Raw genomic sequence first — 16,432 nt, 5'->3', positions numbered from 1 at the left:
CGTCGTCATCCTGGGTAGACGCAGTCATGGGCCGGTTGTCAGGGTCCATCACGATGGTCCCCGCGCGGCGGCATCCACACCTGTACGCCATTGCCAAGGCGAAGCACGCGCACCTGCAGCTGTGTGGCCAACTGGTCGCGGTTGCCGGCGGCGCCGTCTGCACTGCCCAGCAGGGTGACCGGTTGTTGCCGCAGTCGCGACCCGATGATCCAGGTACGCCCGCCATGCCAGCGGTCCAGGCCCTGGGTGACCTCGATCAGCGGCGCGGATACCCAGTGCAGCCGTCGCTCGCGCCAGACCATCGCAGCAGCATCCGCTGTGAGCAGCGTGGCGGATGCCTGCCCGTCGAAGCGCATCTGTTGTCCTTCGGACGCTTGGTGGGTGGCGCTGCCGGACTCCACGCTGACGCGATGTTCGGTGACCGTCACCACGCTGCTGTCGTCCTGCACAGCAAGGTCGAACGCGGTGCCCAACGCGGTGACCGTGCCATGCGGTGTATGCACCTGGAACGGTCGTTGCGCATCGGCAGTGACCTGGAACCAGGCCTGGCCGCGATCCAGCTGCAGCTGGCGGCGCTGTGCGTCGATGCGGACGTGCACTTCGCTGCCCGGCGACAGCAGCACATGCGAGCCGTCCGGCAGTGCCTCGTCGCGGATCTCACCGGACGCAGTGCGCAATACCTGCGCGGCGGGCGGCGAGGCATGGCGGCTGTAAAGGCCGAGCGCGCACAGCAGCAGCACGGCAAGGCCGGCTTCACCCAGGCGCCGACGCTGCCGTCGTTGCAGCTGCCGCTGCAGGCTGGGCATCGTCGCACCGGCCTGCCACAGCTGCTGCAGGTGCAGGTACTGCGCGGCATGGCGTGGATCGGCCCGGCACCACTGCTCGAACGCGTTCTCGTCGCGGTCGCCGTCGTGCCCATCCAGCCACCAGCGGGCAGCTTCGCGTGCAATGCCCTCCTGGCTCATGTGCCGGGTACCTGCTGCAGGGCGACCAGCGCGCGCAGCAGATGGCCATGCGCGGTCTGCCGGCTGATACCGAGCTGGCGGCCGATTTCAGCCAATGCCATCTGTTCCACGCGGGCCAGCAGGAAGACCTGGCGCGAGCGCGGTGGCAGCGCGGCGATGATGGCATCGAGATGGCGCAGCTGTTCGGCATCGAGCAGGCGCTGTTCCGGCAGGGGCGCTGGATCGGAGATGGCATGCAGCTGCGCGTCCTCCAGCGCCTCTTCGCGACGACGCTGGCGTTGCCGATAGTGGTCGGCGATCAGGTTGTGGGCGACGCGGTACAGGTACGCGCGGCCATTGCTCAGCAGGCCGCTGGCGGCGACCTTGACGACACGCAGCCAGGTTTCCTGGACGACGTCATCGGCGTCGCTGCGTTGCGGGAGTTTGCGGCGGACATGGGCGTGCAGCGGCCGGTAATGGGCCGCGCACAGATGCGCGACATCCGTCGGTTCGACAGGCGTGGACACGGGGCGGGCGACAACTGGGAAAGGGAACAGCCCGCGGCGGCAAGGGCAGCGGCTGCACCTTACAGCAAAAGAGAATCATTTGCATCCATGGGCGATGTGCGTCGACGGGCGGACTGTAGAGTCGACTGTCAGTCGACTGCTTTTCTGAGCGACCGCTCCTTCCGTAACAACTGCAGAATCCCGCGCTTCGCGCGGTAGTCGACTGTCAGTCGACTCTACCGCCGCCCCGCTGGTTGTTCCCGCGGTAGTCACAATGGATCTGCAGCGCTTCGGTTGGGTTGTGGTGCAGCTGGAAGCCGCACTGCTGCAGGCTGTGCTTCACCCGCGCGATCGCCTCGGCATGGCGGGCGACGCGGCGCGCCTGCCAGCCGGTTGGCGTGAACACGCCCAGTGGCAGCAGCCGTAGACGCCGGCCGTGCAGCACCATGGAAACATCGACGTGACGGCCATCGATGTCGTGACCGTTGGCACCGAAGATGGCATCGACTTCATCGCGGCGCTGCGGGTAGCAGGTGCGGAACACCGCGATGCCGAGCCTCCGCACCGCGCGGCGGAACCCGCCGAGGCGACTGTGGCGGGATTCGAAGCCGCGTGTGAGCAGCAGGCGCAGTTCAGCAGGCAGGCGTGCCTGCGCGTCGAGCAATCGTTGCAGCACCTCTGCTTCGATCTGGATATGGGTGGAGGGCCAGCGCGGGGCGACAAGCAGCCCGTGGTGGTTGCCGCGTTGCAGGGTCAGCATCGGTGAAGCTTCGCACGCGGCCGAACAGCCGGGGTAGTGCCGGCCGCTGGCCGGCAGATTCGAGTACCGGCCAGCGGCCGGCACTACCGTGACGATCATCAGATGTCGCGGTACTGGATCTGCGCGGCCAGCACGCGCAGTCCATCGGCATTGCTGGACAGGATGCGCTCTTCGCCGATCCCCTTCTGCCGCTTCAACTGGAAGCCCTGGTCGGCAGGCAGCTGTGCGGCGATGCTGTCCATGCGCTGCAGGGCATCGGGTCCGCTGCAGTCGAAGTGGCCCCAGTAGGCGCCGTCGCGGTGGATCTGCAACCGGTAGTTCATCGCGGTATCTCCGGCAGGTCCTGCAGCCAGTGGTCGAACATCGCGGTAGCAGCTGCGGCCAGTGGTGCGCCATAGCGGCGCGCCTGTGCACGCAGGTCGTTCGGGTCGATAGCGGCCTGGGCCAGCTCCAGCGTGTGGCCGATCAGCCAACGCTCGAACTGGCGGGCATCCAGTTCCGGATGGCATTGCAGGGCCAACGCGTGGTGGCCGACGGCAAAGGCCTGGTGGCGGCAGGCCGGCGTGCTGGCCAGGCGGCGTGCAACGACTGGAAGTTCGAACGCCTCGCCGTGCCAGTGCAGCACCGGAATGCCCTGCAGTGCCTGCAGCGGCGAGCGCTGGCCCTCATCGGTGAGCAGCAGCGGCGCAAAACCGATCTCCTTGCCGCCACTGGGAGCAACGCTGGCGCCAAGCGCACGCGCCATCAGCTGCGCGCCGAGGCAGATGCCCAGCGTGGGCCGCTGCTGCTGCAACCGCGCCTTCAACAGCGCGATGCTGTCGTTGAGGAACGGGTAGAGATCAACATCGTTGACGCTGATCGGACCCCCCAGCACCACCAGCAGGTCAGCCGCTTCGGCCGGATCGAGTGCATCTACACCCGCCTGCAGCACCTGCAGCTGCCAGCCCTGTGCCAACAGCAGTGGCTGCAGGGTGCCGAGGTCTTCAAAGGCAACGTGTTGCAGGACAACCGCGTTCTTCATGCCGGGGCTCCCTTGTTTGGCCAGTAGAAGCTGTCCGGAGTGGCGCGGGCGCCGAAGATGGCCTGGCCGACGCGGACTACGGTGGCGCCTTCCTCGATGGCCACTTCGAAGTCCCCGGACATGCCCATCGACAGCTGCGACAGGTCGAGGCCGGGTGGGGCGCTGTGTTGCAGCTGATCGCGCAGTTCACGCAGGCGCACGAAGCACGCGCGCACACGTTCGACTTCGGGGGTGAAGATGGCCAGGGTCATCAGGCCACGCACGCGTAGCCGGTCGAAGACTGGCAGCTGCTGCACGAAGGCCCCGACAGCATCGGGTTCCAGGCCGTACTTGCTGGGCTCGGCGGAGGTGTTGACCTGCACGAACACATCCAGCGTGCGGTCTTCCAGCTGCAGGCGCTGCTGCAGCACCTCGGCTACACGCAGGCTGTCCAGCGCCTGGAATTCGCTGGCGAAGCGCGCCACGTAGCGTGCCTTGTTGGTCTGCAGGTGCCCGATCACCGACCAGTGCACGCCCAGGTCGGCCATTGTCTCGGCCTTGCGCTGTGCCTCCTGCACCTTGTTCTCGCCCAGTTCGTGGCAGCCGGCGGCCACCGCCATGCGGATGCGGGTGTCATCCACGGTCTTGCTGACCGGCAGCAGGCGCACGCTGGCCGGGTCACGGCCTACGCGCGCGCAGGCCTCGGCGATGCGTTGGCGCACCGTGACCAGGTTGGCGGCGATCTGTTCAACGGACTGGGCGACGGGCCAGTCGGCGGCGGCAAGGGGCATGCGGGCACCTCCAATGCAGGGCGGCCAGGGTGGGATACACTGGCACAGGACAAGAATTATTTTGGCATAGGACAAAATGAAAATCACCGGGCATAGCGCCGAGTCGATCTTCGACAGCATCCGCGATGGCATCGGCAAGGGCCGTCTGCCTGCCGGCAGCGTGCTGCCGCCGGTGCGCGAGTTGGCCGATCAGCTGGGGGTCAATCGCAACACCGTGGCCGCTGCCTACAAGCGCCTGGATGCGGCGGGCCTGGCCAGCACCGCGGGCCGGCGCGGCACGGTGGTGCGTGGCCTGCCGCCGACGCTGGCACGCGAGGGCAGTACGCCAGGGTTGGCCCTGCATGACCTGGCCGGTGGCAATCCGGACCCACGCCTGCTGCCCAGTCTGCGGCTGGCGCCGGCCGCGCCACGGCTGTACGGCGTGGGCACGGTCGATCCGCGGCTGCAGGCGCTGGCGCGCGCCTCGCTGGATGTGGACTGCCCCGAAGGCTATGCGCTGGAACTGACCCACGGCGCGGTCGATGGCATCGAACGCCTGCTGGCGGCATGGCTGCTGCCGGGCGATCGCATCGCGGTGGAAGATCCGTGCTTTCTTGGCAGCCTGAACGTGCTCAACGCCGTGGGCCACGCGCCGTTGCCGGTGGCGGTGGATGAACATGGCATGCAGGTCGAATTGCTGCGGCAGGCACTCGAAAGCGGCGCACGCGCGGTGCTGTTGACCCCGCGGGCGCACAACCCGACAGGTGCCAGCCTGGATGCGAAGCGGGCACGCGCATTGCGCCAGCTGCTGGCCGCCTATCCGCAGGTGGCGGTGTTGATCGACGATCACTACGCGCTGCTCTCGCAGCAGGTCTATCACTCGGTGCTGCCGCTGGATGGCCGGCGCTGGGCGCTGCTGCGTTCGTTGTCCAAACCGCTGGGCCCGGACCTGCGGCTGGCCTGGCTGGCCTGCGATGAAGAGACCGCGATGCGGCTGCGGTTGCGGTTGGCGTCCGGTACCGGCTGGGTCAGTCATCTGCTGCAGGATGCGGCGACGTCTGTGCTGGCGTCGGCATCGCAGCGGGCGAAGATCGCCTCGGCGGGCGAGCGCTACCAGCAGCGGTTGCAGTCGCTGCAGGAACTGCTGCGCGCACGTGGCGTGCCGACGCCACAGCCGATGGAAGGATTGAACCTGTGGCTGCCGCTGCAGGGCGACAGTCATCCGCAGGTGCTGGCGCTGGCTTCGCGCGGATGGCATGTGCGCGCGGGTGAAGTGTTCGCGGTGTCAGCACCGGGGCATGGCCTGCGCATCACCTGCGCGGCGCTGGGGGGGGCGCAGCTGCGGCAGCTGGCCGATGACCTGGCGGTGGTGTGTGGGGTGTAGCGTCGAGCCATGCTCGACTGCCGGTTATGTAGCGTCGAGCCATGCTCGACTGCTTTTCGATCAGGCATCGCGGCGTTGGAGCGACGTGCAGCCGAGCATGGCTCGGCTCTACAAAGACAGATCAGGGCGCGGCGTTCGCGCCCGGGCGCACGTAGTAGGACTGGCCACTGTCATCGACGAACATCAGCTCCGGCTTGCCCTGCCAGGACGTGAGCATGGCGCCGGTGTTGTTCTGGTGCTTGACCATCAGGCTGGCGCCGCGGTCCGGGTTGGCGACGACCTTGAAGACTTCGGTGGTGCCGGTGGCATCGTCGAGGGTGAGCAGGGCTTCGCCGCCGCGGTCGCTGGTGCCATAACCGCCGCGCTCGGAACCGTCGGGGCCAAGCAGGATCAGGCCGGACAGGGCAGTGGCACGCGGCCCCTGGGGGCGGCCCTGGCTGAGTGGATCGGGAACCGGTGCGCCGAGGATCACCCGCGGCTGGCCGCCTGCATCGTGGATGACCAGCCCGCGCGCTTCGATGATCCGCTCTGGCGATTGGCTGCGATGCAGGTTCCAGGCGGTCCAGCCGGAAACGAGCAGGGCAAGGGTCGAGACCACCAGGGTGGTCAGCAGCAGCACACGGGGCATCGGGTCGTCCTTCCTTGGATGTGCCGACGATAGCGGATGCAAAAGGGGATGGGTAGAGTCGGCTGTTGGTCGACTGCCCCTCGCTCGGGTCGCGGAAATTCCCGCGCTGGCGCGCGCAAGTCGACTGACAGTCGACTCTACCGGAATGCTGTCGCCCTATCGGGATGCCGTCGACTTTACCCAGTCGACATCACCTGATCCGGTGTCAATGGAAATCGCGGCTGTGGCTGCGCAGTCCCTGCAGCAGCTCATCCAGGCAGTGCATGCGTTGCACGATGACATGCTGCACGCCATCGACGCGCTCCAGGCGGCCATCGATCTGCATCAGCTGGGTGTCGACCAGCACCCGGTGCTGGCGGTCGGCAAGGTGGCGCCAGACCACGGCATTGACCATGCCGGTCTCGTCCTCGAGGGTGAGGAAGGTAACGCCACTGGCGGTCTGCGGGCGCTGGCGCATGCGCACCAGGCCAGCGATGCGCACGCGGTGGCCGTGCCCGTGCCCGGCCAGCTGTGCGGCATCCAGGCAGCCACGGCTGCGCAGCTGTGCACGCAGGAACGAGATCGGGTGGCGGCCAAGGGTGGTGCCGGTACTGCGGTAGTCAGCCTGCATGTCGTCCCATGCGCTGGGCAGTGGCAATGGCACGCGGGCCTCGGCGGTGGCCCGGGCCTGGTCGAACAGTGGCAATCGGTTCTCTACGCCCGAGATATCCCAGCGCGCACGATGGCGATGGCCACTGAGCCCGCGCAGCGCACCGGCATCGGCCAGCAGGCCTTGATGGCGACGGTCCAGGGCGGTGCGCTGGCACAGGTCGCCGACATCGTCGAACGGTCGCCGTGCACGCTCGTGCATGATGGCCTGCACGGCCGCTTCGTTGCAGCCGTCGATCAGGCGCAGGCCAAGCCGGATCGCCGCCGCGCCCTTGCTGAAATCCAGGGTGCAGTCCCAGTCGCTGTGGCGCACGTCCACCGGCAGCACGCGGATGCCATGGCGGCGTGCGTCCTGCAGCAACTGGTCGGGGCTGTAGAAACCCAGCGGCTGGCTGTTGATCAGGCTGGCGGTGAACGCAGCCGGGTGGTGGCACTTCAGCCAGCAGCTGGCATAGGTCAGCAGGGCGAAACTGGCGGCGTGGCTTTCCGGGAAACCGTAATCACCGAAGCCCTTGATCTGCTCGAACAGGTGTTCGCCGTACTCGCGGCTGAAGTTGTTCTTCAGCATGCCGGCCAGCAGTTTTTCGCGATGCGGTTCCAGCCCGCCACGCCGTTTCCACGCGGCCATCGAGCGGCGCAGGGTATCGGCCTCGCCGGGGGTGTATCCGGCCGCATCCACGGCCAGCTGCATTACCTGTTCCTGGAACAAAGGCACGCCCAGGGTGCGCGCGAACACGCGCTCCAGCTGCGGCGGGTACAGCGGCTCCTCCAGGTTGTCCAACGCCTCTGGACCCTGTTCGCGCAGCAGCCGGCGTCGCTCCAGGTAGGGGTGCACCATGTCGCCCTGGATCGGGCCGGGACGCACGATCGCCACTTCGATCACCAGATCGTAGAAATTGCGCGGCTGCATGCGCGGCAGCATTGCCATCTGTGCGCGCGACTCGATCTGGAAGACGCCGATGGTGTCGGCGGCGCTGATCATGTCGTAGGTGGGCTTGTCGTCATCCTCGATCGCATCCATGCGTCCACTGTGCAGGCCATGCTGCTTCAGCATCGCCAGGCATTTGCGGATGGCGGTGAGCATGCCCAGCGCCAGGCAGTCGACCTTCATCAGGCCGGTGGCATCGAGGTCGTCCTTGTCCCACTGGATGACGGTGCGGTCGGCCATCGCCGCGTTTTCCACCGGTACCAGCGTCGACAGCGGGTGCTCGGAGATCACGAAGCCGCCCGGGTGCTGCGACAGGTGGCGCGGGAAGTCGATCAGCTCGGCGGTCAGCGCCAGCAGCCGCCGCATCAGCGGGGTTTCCGGATCGAAGCCGCGCTCGCGCAGGGTCTCCGGCAGCGGCACGTGGCCGCCCCAATGGTCCATCGCCGCGCCCAGTTCGTTGACCTGGTCCATCGGCAGGCCGAGTGCGCGGGCCACGTCGCGGATCGCGCTGCGGCCACGGTAGCTGATTGCCACCGCAGTCAATGCAGCACGCTCGCGGCCATAGCGCTTGAACACGTACTGCAGTACTTCCTCGCGGCGCTCGTGCTCGAAGTCGATGTCGATATCCGGCGGCTCGTCGCGCTCGGCGGAGATGAAGCGCTCGAACAGCAGGTTGCTGCGCGCCGGGTCGATCTCGGTCACGCCCAGCACGAAGCACACCGCCGAGTTGGCCGCCGAGCCACGCCCTTGGCAGAGGATGTCCTGGCTGCGGGCGAAGCGCACGATGTCCTGCACGGTGAGGAAATAGGAGGCGTAGTTCTTCTGCTTGATCAACGCCAGTTCGTGCTCGATCTGCGTGCGTTGTGCCGGCTTGATGCCGTCTTTCCAGCGCCACGGAATGCCGCGCTCGACCAGCACGCGCAGCCAGCTGTCCGGGTCGTGGCCCTCCGGCACCAGCTCACGCGGATAGGTGTACTGCAGCTGCTCCAGCGTGAAGTGGCAACGCTCGGCGATGCGCAGCGTCTCGGCCAGCAAATCGGGTGGATAAAGCTGGGCCAGCGCGCTGCGCGGGCGCAGGTGGCGCTCGCCGTTGGGGAACAGGCGCCAGCCGGCCTCGGCCACGCTGCAGCGGTGGCGGATCGCGGTCAGCGTGTCCTGCAGGGCGCGGCGGCGGCGCACGTGCATGTGCACATCACCACTGGCCACCAGCGGCAGGCGGTGGCGTTCGCCGAAGGCCTGCAGCTGCTGCAGCCGGCGTGCATCGTCGTGTTCGTGATGCAGCTCCACCGCCAGCCACAGGCGGTCATCGAAGCCGGTGCGCAGCAGTTCCAGGTCAGTAGCGGCCGGCTGCCGGTCCAGCCACAGGCACAGCAGGCCCTCGGGCAGGCCGAGCAGGTCCTCGCGCAGGCAGCGGTACTCGCCTTTGGGCGCGCGCCGCCGGCAGGTGGTGATCAACTGGCACAGCCCGACATAGGCGGCCTGATCGGTGCACAGCAGGGCCAGTTTCGGCCCATCCTCGACCTGGAATTCGGCGCCGATGATCAGCGCCACGCCATGCGTCTTCGCGGCCTGCCAGGCGCGCACGATGCCGGCCAGCGAACATTCGTCGGTGATCGCCAACGCGCGGTAGCCCTGGCCGGCGGCGCGCGCGAACAGTTCTTCGGCGATCGAGGCGCCACGCTGGAAACTGAAGGCCGACAGGCAGTGCAGTTCAGCGTAGCCGGGCAGTTCACTGTGCATCGCGGCTCAGCCGAACCAGCCATGCAGCATCCACGGCGCATGCGGGTCATTGCGTGTGCGGAAGGCCCAGCCACGCTGACCGTGCGCGGTTTCCACCACGTAATAGTCGCGGCGCGCGTCGGCCTGGTCCCACCAACCCGATTCGATCCGCTCCGGCCCGGCGATGATGCGCAGGCGCGGGTCACGCAGTGGTTGCGGGGTGTCCAGCAGCCAGCCTGGGCGCAGTGGCCAGTAAGCGGGCGGTTTGGTCGGGGGCTGGATACCACTGGCGCGTTCAGGGCGATGGTCGGCCTGTACCGCCAGCGGCTGCACGGCGTCATCGCCCAGCCGTGCGCGCAGGCGCTCGCGCAGCTGGTTCCAGGGCATCGCCTGCGCCGGCCGGGTGTCGAACAGGTCACGCGCGGCGGGCACGAACGGTGGCAGTTGCTCGGCCTGCAGGCGCAGTGCGCGGCTGCCGGCCGGCAGGGCGAAGGCTTCCATGCGGTTGCGCGCGATCTCGAACAGCAGCGCGGGATCGCGTTCGGGTGCCAGCAGGCCGATGGTCAGCACGCTGGCCGGCAGCAGGTCATGCTCGAAATGCAGGTCGAAGCGCTGCACGCCGCCATCGCGCGAACACAGGAAGGCGGCCAGGTCCAGCAGCAGGCGGCGCAGCGGAAACAACAGGGCCTGGCTGGATTCGATCTCGTATTCGAACTCGATGCGCGCATCGAACCGGTCCGGTGGCTGGTAGTAGCGCAGTGGCGCGGTGGGCAGGCCACGCAATGCATCCAGCTGCTGCAGGACCTCGGGGGCAAAGCGCCGGGCCAGGCTGTCGCGCGGCAGCTCGAGCACCGCGCCCAGCGTGCGCAGCCCGGAGCGTGCCAGTACGGTCACCGCTTCGCTGGGCAGGCCGCAGCGCTGCAACGGCAGTTGTGCCAGCGCCGCTGGCAGCTGCTGCGCATCGATGCCGAGGCCGTCGTGGACGTTGGCCAGCACGCGCGCGGCATGCGCGGTGGGTGCAGCCACCAGGCGGTGGCGGAAACCGAGCTCATGCAGTTCACCACGCAGGCGCTTTTCGATCGTCAACCAGTCACCGAACAGGGCGCGGCTGGCGCCGATCTCCAGCACCAGTGCATGCGGGAAATCGAGGCTGACCTGCGAGCTGTAGGCGTAGGCCCAACTGGCCAGCAGCTGCCGGGTGTGCTGTTCCGCGTTCGGGTCGTAGTCATGCAGGTGCATGTCCTGCACCAGCACCTGCGCGGCCGACAACAGCATGCCCGGGCGCAGCCCCGCTGCGCGTGCGGACGGGCTGACCGCTCGCAGCACGCGACGCTGTGCCGGTCCCTGCAGCAGCACCAGTGGCCGCTGCGGGTCCGGCTGCAGGCGAAGCACGCTGTCCAGCGCCAGCTGCGGCAACAACAGGCAGGCCCAATGCATGGCGCGGCCTCAGTGGGCGATGGCCAGTGGCAACGGCTGCGCCGGTGGCAGGCCGCCACGGCACTTCAGCACCCGTACCTGGCCATGATCGAGCTGCAGGCGCAGGCTGGCCGGGGAGGGGTTGCGCGCTGCCTGCGCCTCGCGGAACACGAAGCCCAGGCACTGGCCGCTGTCGGCAGCCACCTGCAGGCGGCGCAGTGAGCGGTCGTCGGCCTGGTGTGGCCAGCACAGCACCGCCGCGCAGGCGGCAGAACGCAGGCATTGCTCGGTGGCCCACAGTGCCTGCTTCGGCGCGGCATGGATGATCTGCAGCTGGGCCAGCTCCAGCCCGGCTGCGGCCCAGGCCGGGGCATGCGGGCGATAGGGCGGGGCGACGAGTACGATCGGGCGGCCGCGCTGGCTCAGTTTCGCCAGTGCCGGCCAGACCAGGGCCAGCTCGCCCACCCCGGGCGCGGCCTGCAGTACCTCGCACAGCCCGCTGGCCGGCCAGCCGCCGCCGGGCAGGCGCGCATCCAGTGCCGGGTGGCCGCTGGCCAGGTGGTCGCTGGCGGGCCCTTGGCGGGCCGGGCCGCGCCACAGCTGGCGGCCGTCCAGCAGCCGGTCGAGGGCGACGACGGCACCCATCAGCCGGTCCTCCTGGGGAGGCGCCGGGTAGGCTGGAAGCGGCAGGAACGGGCGGAAACGGCTGGCATGGAGCGAGTATCGACAGGCCGGTATCAGGGGCTGAGACCGGACATGCTACTCGCGTTGTAAGTAGAATTACTAATGAAATCGGCGGGTCGGGTTTCAGGTTGCTGAAGGGGTAAAGCATCCACGCATGGAGTGGATCTACTGGACAGAGCCCCGGCAAATCCATGCCGCAGCCTGGTAGATCCACGCCATGCGTGGATAGCGGTAAAGCGCGGTGCCGACCAAGGTCGGCACCCACAGGCCCCGGTTACGGGCGCACCGGCAACGCCACCGGGCGCAGCGGTGCGGCATCGCCGCCACGGATCTTCAGCGGGCCGCCGATGAAGGCGAACTCGTAGACCTTGTCGCGGGCCAGGTCGTCCAGCGCCACCAGCTCGATGATCGGCGCGCCCTGCTGGGCCAGCAGGTAGGTGTGCAGCGGCACGTAGTCGTCGGACACCTCCGAGGGGAAGGTCTCGAAGCTGAGGTTGTCGGCGCCGACGATCATCGCGCCGCTGTCCTCGACCAGGAAGCGCGCCGCGTCCAGGCCCATGCCCGGCGGGTTGGCCATGTAGGCCTTGGGCTGTTCGAACAGGCGCATGCGGCCGGTGCGGATCAGCACCACGTCACCCTGCTGCAGCTTCACCTGCTGGCGTGCCAGCGCATCCTTCAGGTCCTGGCGGGTGACGCGGTAGCTGTCCGGCAGCATGTCCACGCCCTTGGCGCCGGCCACGTCGATCAGCACGCCACGCGCGATCAGCGGCGGGAATTTCTCGATGCCGGTGACATTCCAGCCACGGTCGCCAAGATGCTTGTCGGCCTCGAAGCCGTTCCAGATCTTTCCGTGGATGCCGAAATGGTTCAGCGCATCGATGTGGGTACCGGTGTGGCTGTACATCGAGAATGCGGTGCCGGTGTAGCTGCGGGTGAGGTTCATGGTCTCGCCCACGCCCATCGGATCATCCATCACCGTGCCGCGCGGGGTGTGGGTCATCCAGAACTGGTAGTGCGGGTCGCCGGCATCCTGCCAGCTGGGCATGCCGACGTAGTAGTCGGTGGCCAGGTCATAGGCCTTGCCGCCGCTGACCCGCGACAGGATCGCCGCACGCGAGGCCTCGGTGATCAGGTTGAGGCGACCGATCTCGTCCTTCGGTCCCCAGGGGCTGGTGCCGACCTGCTGGCCCGAGGGAACGCGTTCGTGCGCGGACACGGTGGTGGAAGCGGCGGTGCCGGCCAGCAGCAGGGCCAGCGCGGTGGCCAGGGTACGTGGGGTCATGGGAAATCTCCTTGCAGGGTGGGGGAGGGCGCGGCTCAGGCCGCGACCAGGTGCGCCAGGGCCTGGCGCAGTTGCGGCAGCGGCAGGGTCTGCAGGCGCAGGCCGTTGCCGCCGATCACGGTGGGAATGGAACGGATGCCGAGGGCAGCGGCTTCGGCACGATCGGCCTGCACGCGCTGGCGCACTGCATCGCTGTGCATGTGGTCGGCGAAGGCGCCACGTGGATGCCCCAGCGATTCGGCGATATCCAGCAATACTTCGGCATCGCCGATGTTGCGGTGCTGGTGCAGGTGCGCCCACTGCACGGCATCGAACATCGCGCCATGGGCGTCGTTGCCGCCCATCCGCCCGGCGGCCTGGCAGGCCAGTGCGCCGAGCCAGCCGGAGGGGTATTCGAAGTCCTGTGCGCGCATGCCTTCGATATCGATGCGCGCGGTGTCTTCATGCGCGGCGCAGTCGGTCCAGTGGCGCAGGATGATGGCCTTGGCGCGCTCCATCGAACCGAACACCTCGACCATCTGCGCGCGTGAGTCCTGCAGCACGAAACTGCGATGGCGCACCTGGATGCCGAGTTCGGCCGAGACCTGCTGAAGGCGCGGGGCCAGCACGAAGCACCAGCCGCAGACCACGTCGTGGAAGAAATCGACCACCGGCGCGGCGGTGGTGGGGGACGGAACGGAAGACATCTGCCTGCCATCGGTGAGAGGGGAGGCGGCAGAGTAGGCAGCGCGGCGTGGCTGAAACAGCGCCCCGCAGGCAGCTCAGTTTTCGCTGGCGGTTACGAATCCAGGCCGGCGCAGCCGGGCAGCTCGGCGTGCAGGAAATCGATGAAGGCACGCACCTTGGGCTGCAGGTGGCGCGAGGTGGGGTAGACCGCATGCACGAAGCGCGGTGGATAGCGGTGGTCGGGCAGCACCTGCTGCAGTTCGCCCCGGGCCAGCGCTGGTGCCGCCAGGAACGAAGGCAGCGCGCCGATGCCCATGCCGGCAACCAGCAGGTCGCGCAGCAGCAGGCTGTTGTTCACGGTCACGCGCGCCGGCAGGGTGATCGTCACCTGGCCATCGGGACCGAGCAGCGGCCAGCTGCCGGGGGAGTCGGACAGGCTGTAGGCCAGCACGCTGTGGGCCCGCAGATCGTCCACTGTCTGTGGTGCCGGGTGCTGCTGCAGGTAGGACGGCGCCGCGCACAGCACCTGCTGCAGCGAGGCCAGCCGGCGTGCCACCAGCCGTGAATCATCCAGCTCGGCACGCAGCCGCAGCGATACATCGAAACCTTCGCCAACCGCATCGAGCAGGCGGTCTTCCATCACCAGGTCCAGCGACAGCTGCGAATGCTGCTGCAGGAACCGTGGCAGCAGCGGCGACAGCGTGCTCAGCGCGAACGACTGCGGCGCGTTCACGCGCAGGCGCCCGGCCACCTCGCCACGCTGCTCGGCGATGCCACGTTCCAATGCGTCCAGTTCGTCGAGCAGGCGGCAGCATTCGCGGTAATAGGCATGGCCGGTCTCGGTCAGGCTCATGCGCCGCGTGGTCCGCTGCAGCAGCACCACGCCCAGGTGGGTTTCCAGCGTGCGCAGCTGCTTGCTCAGCCCGGCCGGCGACATGCCCAGGTCTTCGGCGGCGCGGGCCAGCCCGCCGCGTTCGACGATGCGGCGGAAGGCGCGCATCAGGTTGAAGGAATCCATACCGGTCCCGGGCGCGATGAGGGCGCCATTGTAGATCCACGCCCTGCGTGGATGGGGGAAATGCGGTGCCGTCCACGATGGTCATCCACCGGGGAGCGCGCCGGGTTGCGCCGTTTGTTCAAGCCCTCAACCATCGCGCCGCGCCAGCATGCAGGCCCCTTACGTTTCGGATTGCCCATGAAGCACTGGATGCTCCGCCTGTATGCCCCGCTGTTCCTGCTGGGTTTCGTCGCCGCCGCCATCGTCTGGGTGGGGCACCGCCACGGTGACCCGCTGTGGCTTCTGGCCTTGCTGGCGGTCGCCATCGCGGCTTCGTTCGTCGCCGAACGTGCGTGGCCGTATGACCCTGCGTTCAACCACGACCACGGCGACCGTATGCGTGACACCCTGCATGCGCTGGTCAACGAAGGCCTGAACCTGCTGTCGATCGCGGCGGTGCCGCTGCTGGCGGCGATCATTCCGTGGCAGGTCTGGCCGGTGCAGTGGCCGTTCGCGGTGCAGGTACTGGTTGCCATCATCGCTGCCGATCTCGGCATCACCCTGGTGCACTACGCCAGCCATCGCATCGGCTGGTTGTGGCGCCTGCATGCCGTGCATCACAGCGTTACCCGCATGTACGGTTTCAACGGGCTGATGAAACACCCACTGCACCAGGCCGCCGAAGCGGTGGGCGGTGTGCTGCCGCTGCTGCTGCTGGGCCTGCCGATGCCGGTGGCGGCGGTGCTGGCGTTCGCCATCGCCATCCAGCTGCTGCTGCAGCACTCCAACGTGGACATGCGTCCCGGTGTGCTGGGCCGGGTGATGGCCTGGGCGCCGCTGCACCGCTTCCACCACATGCGTTACGGCACCGCCGGCGACGTCAACTTCGGCCTGTTCCTGACCGTCTGGGATCACCTGCTGGGGACCGCGTTCGATGCGCCGGGCTATCGGCTGCGGCAGCACGACCTCGGCATCGGCAGCCAGCCGGACTATCCGCGCGATTACCCTGGGCAGCTGCTGGCGCCGTTCCGCGAACTGCCGCATGGCGAGGTGCCGGAGCTGCCCGAAGGCCTGCGCAGGCGCGGATGATCGGCCGTGTCAGGCCGCGTGCAGCTGCAGGCCCTGCAGCTGCGCGGCACCGATGCCGAACATGCGGCGCAGGTTGCGCGAGAGATGGGACAGGTCGGCGAAGCCGGCGGCATGTGCACTGTCGGTCAGGCTGTGTCCGCGCAGATGATGCATGAGCGCGTTGCGCAGCCGTTGCCACAGCACCCAGCCGCGCAGGGTCACTGCCAGATCGGCCTGGAAGCGCCGGTGCAGCTGACTGGTGGACAGATGCGCCGCCCCGGCGATGTCGACGGCCGGCACCGGGCCGGGAAGGTGCTCGGCGATACGGGCCAGCGCTGCCTGCACCCGCCGGTCCAATGGCTGCGCGCGGCTCAATCGCGGCAGCCAGTCCTGCAGTTCCATCGCAGTGCCGGGCAGCACGTGCAGGTGCTGCTTGATCTGTTCGAGGTCGGCATGCGCCGGCTCAAGGAACACCGTGCAGCCCGCTTCCGGCGCTGACAGGATTGCGTGCGGCTGGAATGACGGCAGCCACAGCCGTTGGCCCTGCTGCCGTACACCATCAACCTCGACCTGCCAGGGCGCGGCTTCGCTCAGCAACAGTTGATGGGCGTAGTGCGCGTGCGTATCGCTGCCACCGGCGTGGCCCTGCAGCACGGCCACGTGAGCATCCAGCAGCAGCGTGCCATTCCAGGGCAGGGCGGGAGAGGACATGGAGGGATTGTAGATCCACGCCATGCGGGGATGAATCTCCATCGAAATCGAATGTTCCGACAGTTGAACGAAGAGCAGCCGAGCATGGGCTCGGCTCTACAGCAGGCCGTGCAGGGAATTGTCGAAGGCGGGGTGGGTCCGGTTGCGGGGGCGTGAGCCGCATGGGTCGGGCGCATGCGCCCGGCGGGTTGGGCAGGACGCCCAACCCCGGTCTTGCCGTGTGCGCAGGACTGCGCACACGAGCAAGCGGCGACCGAGCTTACATGGGTGAGGGCGCTTTGCTTGCCAAGCACTGCTTCGCAAGCGCCCGAACGCACAGCC

16 protein-coding genes are annotated in these 16,432 nt (G+C 68.2%); 2 read left to right on the top strand and 14 right to left on the bottom strand.

All coding sequences use genetic code 11. The features are described 5' to 3' along the window. Positions 1-38: 38 nt before the first annotated feature. From D7T59_RS02210 to D7T59_RS02185, 6 genes are all read right to left on the bottom strand, one after another. Positions 39-965 carry a FecR family protein gene (locus D7T59_RS02210; RefSeq protein ID WP_180851179.1) on the bottom strand — a complete coding sequence of 309 codons (927 nt, stop codon included), beginning with the start codon at positions 963-965 and terminating at the stop codon, positions 39-41. Beyond that, positions 962-1,471 carry a sigma-70 family RNA polymerase sigma factor gene (locus D7T59_RS02205; RefSeq protein ID WP_180851178.1) on the bottom strand — a complete coding sequence of 170 codons (510 nt, stop codon included), beginning with the start codon at positions 1,469-1,471 and terminating at the stop codon, positions 962-964. Before D7T59_RS02205 ends, D7T59_RS02210 begins: the two co-directional genes overlap by 4 nt. Before the next feature lie 205 nt (positions 1,472-1,676). Beyond that, complete coding sequence (locus D7T59_RS02200) at positions 1,677-2,210, bottom strand: hypothetical protein (RefSeq protein ID WP_180851177.1); 534 nt, start codon at positions 2,208-2,210, stop codon at positions 1,677-1,679. Between the two features lie 98 nt (positions 2,211-2,308). Next, positions 2,309-2,533 carry a hypothetical protein gene (locus D7T59_RS02195; RefSeq protein WP_180851176.1) on the bottom strand — a complete coding sequence of 75 codons (225 nt, stop codon included), beginning with the start codon at positions 2,531-2,533 and terminating at the stop codon, positions 2,309-2,311. Next, the gene (locus tag D7T59_RS02190) at positions 2,530-3,231 is read right to left on the bottom strand and encodes a glutamine amidotransferase (RefSeq protein WP_164136458.1); all 702 of its coding nucleotides are present in this window, start codon (positions 3,229-3,231) and stop codon (positions 2,530-2,532) included. The genes D7T59_RS02195 and D7T59_RS02190 overlap by 4 nt, the downstream gene beginning before the upstream one ends. Then, positions 3,228-4,001, bottom strand: a complete 774-nt coding sequence (locus D7T59_RS02185; protein ID WP_180851175.1) for a YggS family pyridoxal phosphate-dependent enzyme — start codon at positions 3,999-4,001, stop codon at positions 3,228-3,230. Before D7T59_RS02185 ends, D7T59_RS02190 begins: the two co-directional genes overlap by 4 nt. Positions 4,002-4,077: 76 nt before the next feature. Here D7T59_RS02185 and ptsJ point away from each other — a divergent pair, with 76 nt between their 5' ends. After that, complete coding sequence (gene ptsJ / locus D7T59_RS02180) at positions 4,078-5,364, top strand: MocR-like B6 salvage transcription factor PtsJ (RefSeq protein WP_180851174.1); 1,287 nt, start codon at positions 4,078-4,080, stop codon at positions 5,362-5,364. Positions 5,365-5,485: 121 nt separating this feature from the next. Here ptsJ and D7T59_RS02175 read toward each other — a convergent pair whose 3' ends face one another. From D7T59_RS02175 to D7T59_RS02145, 7 genes are all read right to left on the bottom strand, one after another. Beyond that, on the bottom strand, positions 5,486-5,992 hold the full coding sequence (locus tag D7T59_RS02175) for a hypothetical protein (RefSeq protein WP_180851173.1): 507 nt from the start codon (positions 5,990-5,992) through the stop codon (positions 5,486-5,488). Positions 5,993-6,197: 205 nt separating this feature from the next. Next, positions 6,198-9,308: an error-prone DNA polymerase gene (locus D7T59_RS02170; RefSeq protein WP_180851172.1), complete on the bottom strand. Its 3,111-nt coding sequence runs from the start codon at positions 9,306-9,308 to the stop codon at positions 6,198-6,200. 6 nt (positions 9,309-9,314) lie between these two features. Continuing rightward, on the bottom strand, positions 9,315-10,724 hold the full coding sequence (locus tag D7T59_RS02165; protein WP_164136463.1) for a Y-family DNA polymerase: 1,410 nt from the start codon (positions 10,722-10,724) through the stop codon (positions 9,315-9,317). Positions 10,725-10,733: 9 nt separating this feature from the next. Beyond that, the gene (gene imuA, locus D7T59_RS02160) at positions 10,734-11,348 is read right to left on the bottom strand and encodes a translesion DNA synthesis-associated protein ImuA (RefSeq protein WP_180851171.1); all 615 of its coding nucleotides are present in this window, start codon (positions 11,346-11,348) and stop codon (positions 10,734-10,736) included. 313 nt (positions 11,349-11,661) lie between these two features. Continuing rightward, positions 11,662-12,669 (bottom strand): cyclase family protein, encoded by a 1,008-nt coding sequence (locus D7T59_RS02155; RefSeq protein ID WP_164136465.1) that lies wholly within the window; start codon positions 12,667-12,669, stop codon positions 11,662-11,664. Between the two features lie 35 nt (positions 12,670-12,704). After that, positions 12,705-13,355 (bottom strand): DsbA family oxidoreductase, encoded by a 651-nt coding sequence (locus D7T59_RS02150; protein WP_180851170.1) that lies wholly within the window; start codon positions 13,353-13,355, stop codon positions 12,705-12,707. A 92-nt stretch (positions 13,356-13,447) separates the two neighbouring features. Further along, positions 13,448-14,353: a LysR family transcriptional regulator gene (locus D7T59_RS02145; RefSeq protein WP_180851169.1), complete on the bottom strand. Its 906-nt coding sequence runs from the start codon at positions 14,351-14,353 to the stop codon at positions 13,448-13,450. 177 nt (positions 14,354-14,530) lie between these two features. Between D7T59_RS02145 and D7T59_RS02140 the strand changes: the two genes are divergently transcribed. Continuing rightward, complete coding sequence (locus D7T59_RS02140; protein ID WP_180851168.1) at positions 14,531-15,421, top strand: sterol desaturase family protein; 891 nt, start codon at positions 14,531-14,533, stop codon at positions 15,419-15,421. 9 nt (positions 15,422-15,430) lie between these two features. On the opposite strand, the gene D7T59_RS02135 is transcribed toward D7T59_RS02140, so the two are convergent. After that, entirely contained in the window at positions 15,431-16,135 is a 705-nt protein-coding gene (locus D7T59_RS02135) for an AraC family transcriptional regulator (protein WP_180851167.1), read from the bottom strand. Between the last annotated feature and the right edge of the window lie 297 nt (positions 16,136-16,432).

It is taken from the genome of Stenotrophomonas maltophilia, from assembly GCF_013464915.1.
GTDB classification, from domain to species: Bacteria; Pseudomonadota; Gammaproteobacteria; order Xanthomonadales; family Xanthomonadaceae; genus Stenotrophomonas; species Stenotrophomonas maltophilia_AT.
The sequence above is the reverse complement of the archived record's forward strand: the minus strand, read 5'-3'. Positions and strand labels throughout refer to the sequence as shown.

What these genes read in the sequence shown, in the direction of transcription:
- D7T59_RS02210 (WP_180851179.1), bottom strand. Translation starts at nt 965, where the DNA reads ATGAGCCAGGAGGGCATTGCACGCGAAGCTGCCCGCTGGTGGCTGGAT.
- D7T59_RS02200 (WP_180851177.1), bottom strand. Translation starts at nt 2,210, where the DNA reads ATGCTGACCCTGCAACGCGGCAACCACCACGGGCTGCTTGTCGCCCCG.
- D7T59_RS02195 (WP_180851176.1), bottom strand. Translation starts at nt 2,533, where the DNA reads ATGAACTACCGGTTGCAGATCCACCGCGACGGCGCCTACTGGGGCCAC.
- D7T59_RS02190 (WP_164136458.1), bottom strand. Translation starts at nt 3,231, where the DNA reads ATGAAGAACGCGGTTGTCCTGCAACACGTTGCCTTTGAAGACCTCGGC.
- D7T59_RS02185 (WP_180851175.1), bottom strand. Translation starts at nt 4,001, where the DNA reads ATGCCCCTTGCCGCCGCCGACTGGCCCGTCGCCCAGTCCGTTGAACAG.
- ptsJ (WP_180851174.1), top strand. Translation starts at nt 4,078, where the DNA reads ATGAAAATCACCGGGCATAGCGCCGAGTCGATCTTCGACAGCATCCGC.
- D7T59_RS02175 (WP_180851173.1), bottom strand. Translation starts at nt 5,992, where the DNA reads ATGCCCCGTGTGCTGCTGCTGACCACCCTGGTGGTCTCGACCCTTGCC.
- D7T59_RS02170 (WP_180851172.1), bottom strand. Translation starts at nt 9,308, where the DNA reads ATGCACAGTGAACTGCCCGGCTACGCTGAACTGCACTGCCTGTCGGCC.
- D7T59_RS02165 (WP_164136463.1), bottom strand. Translation starts at nt 10,724, where the DNA reads ATGCATTGGGCCTGCCTGTTGTTGCCGCAGCTGGCGCTGGACAGCGTG.
- imuA (WP_180851171.1), bottom strand. Translation starts at nt 11,348, where the DNA reads ATGGGTGCCGTCGTCGCCCTCGACCGGCTGCTGGACGGCCGCCAGCTG.
- D7T59_RS02155 (WP_164136465.1), bottom strand. Translation starts at nt 12,669, where the DNA reads ATGACCCCACGTACCCTGGCCACCGCGCTGGCCCTGCTGCTGGCCGGC.
- D7T59_RS02150 (WP_180851170.1), bottom strand. Translation starts at nt 13,355, where the DNA reads ATGTCTTCCGTTCCGTCCCCCACCACCGCCGCGCCGGTGGTCGATTTC.
- D7T59_RS02145 (WP_180851169.1), bottom strand. Translation starts at nt 14,353, where the DNA reads ATGGATTCCTTCAACCTGATGCGCGCCTTCCGCCGCATCGTCGAACGC.
- D7T59_RS02140 (WP_180851168.1), top strand. Translation starts at nt 14,531, where the DNA reads ATGAAGCACTGGATGCTCCGCCTGTATGCCCCGCTGTTCCTGCTGGGT.
- D7T59_RS02135 (WP_180851167.1), bottom strand. Translation starts at nt 16,135, where the DNA reads ATGGCGTGGATCTACAATCCCTCCATGTCCTCTCCCGCCCTGCCCTGG.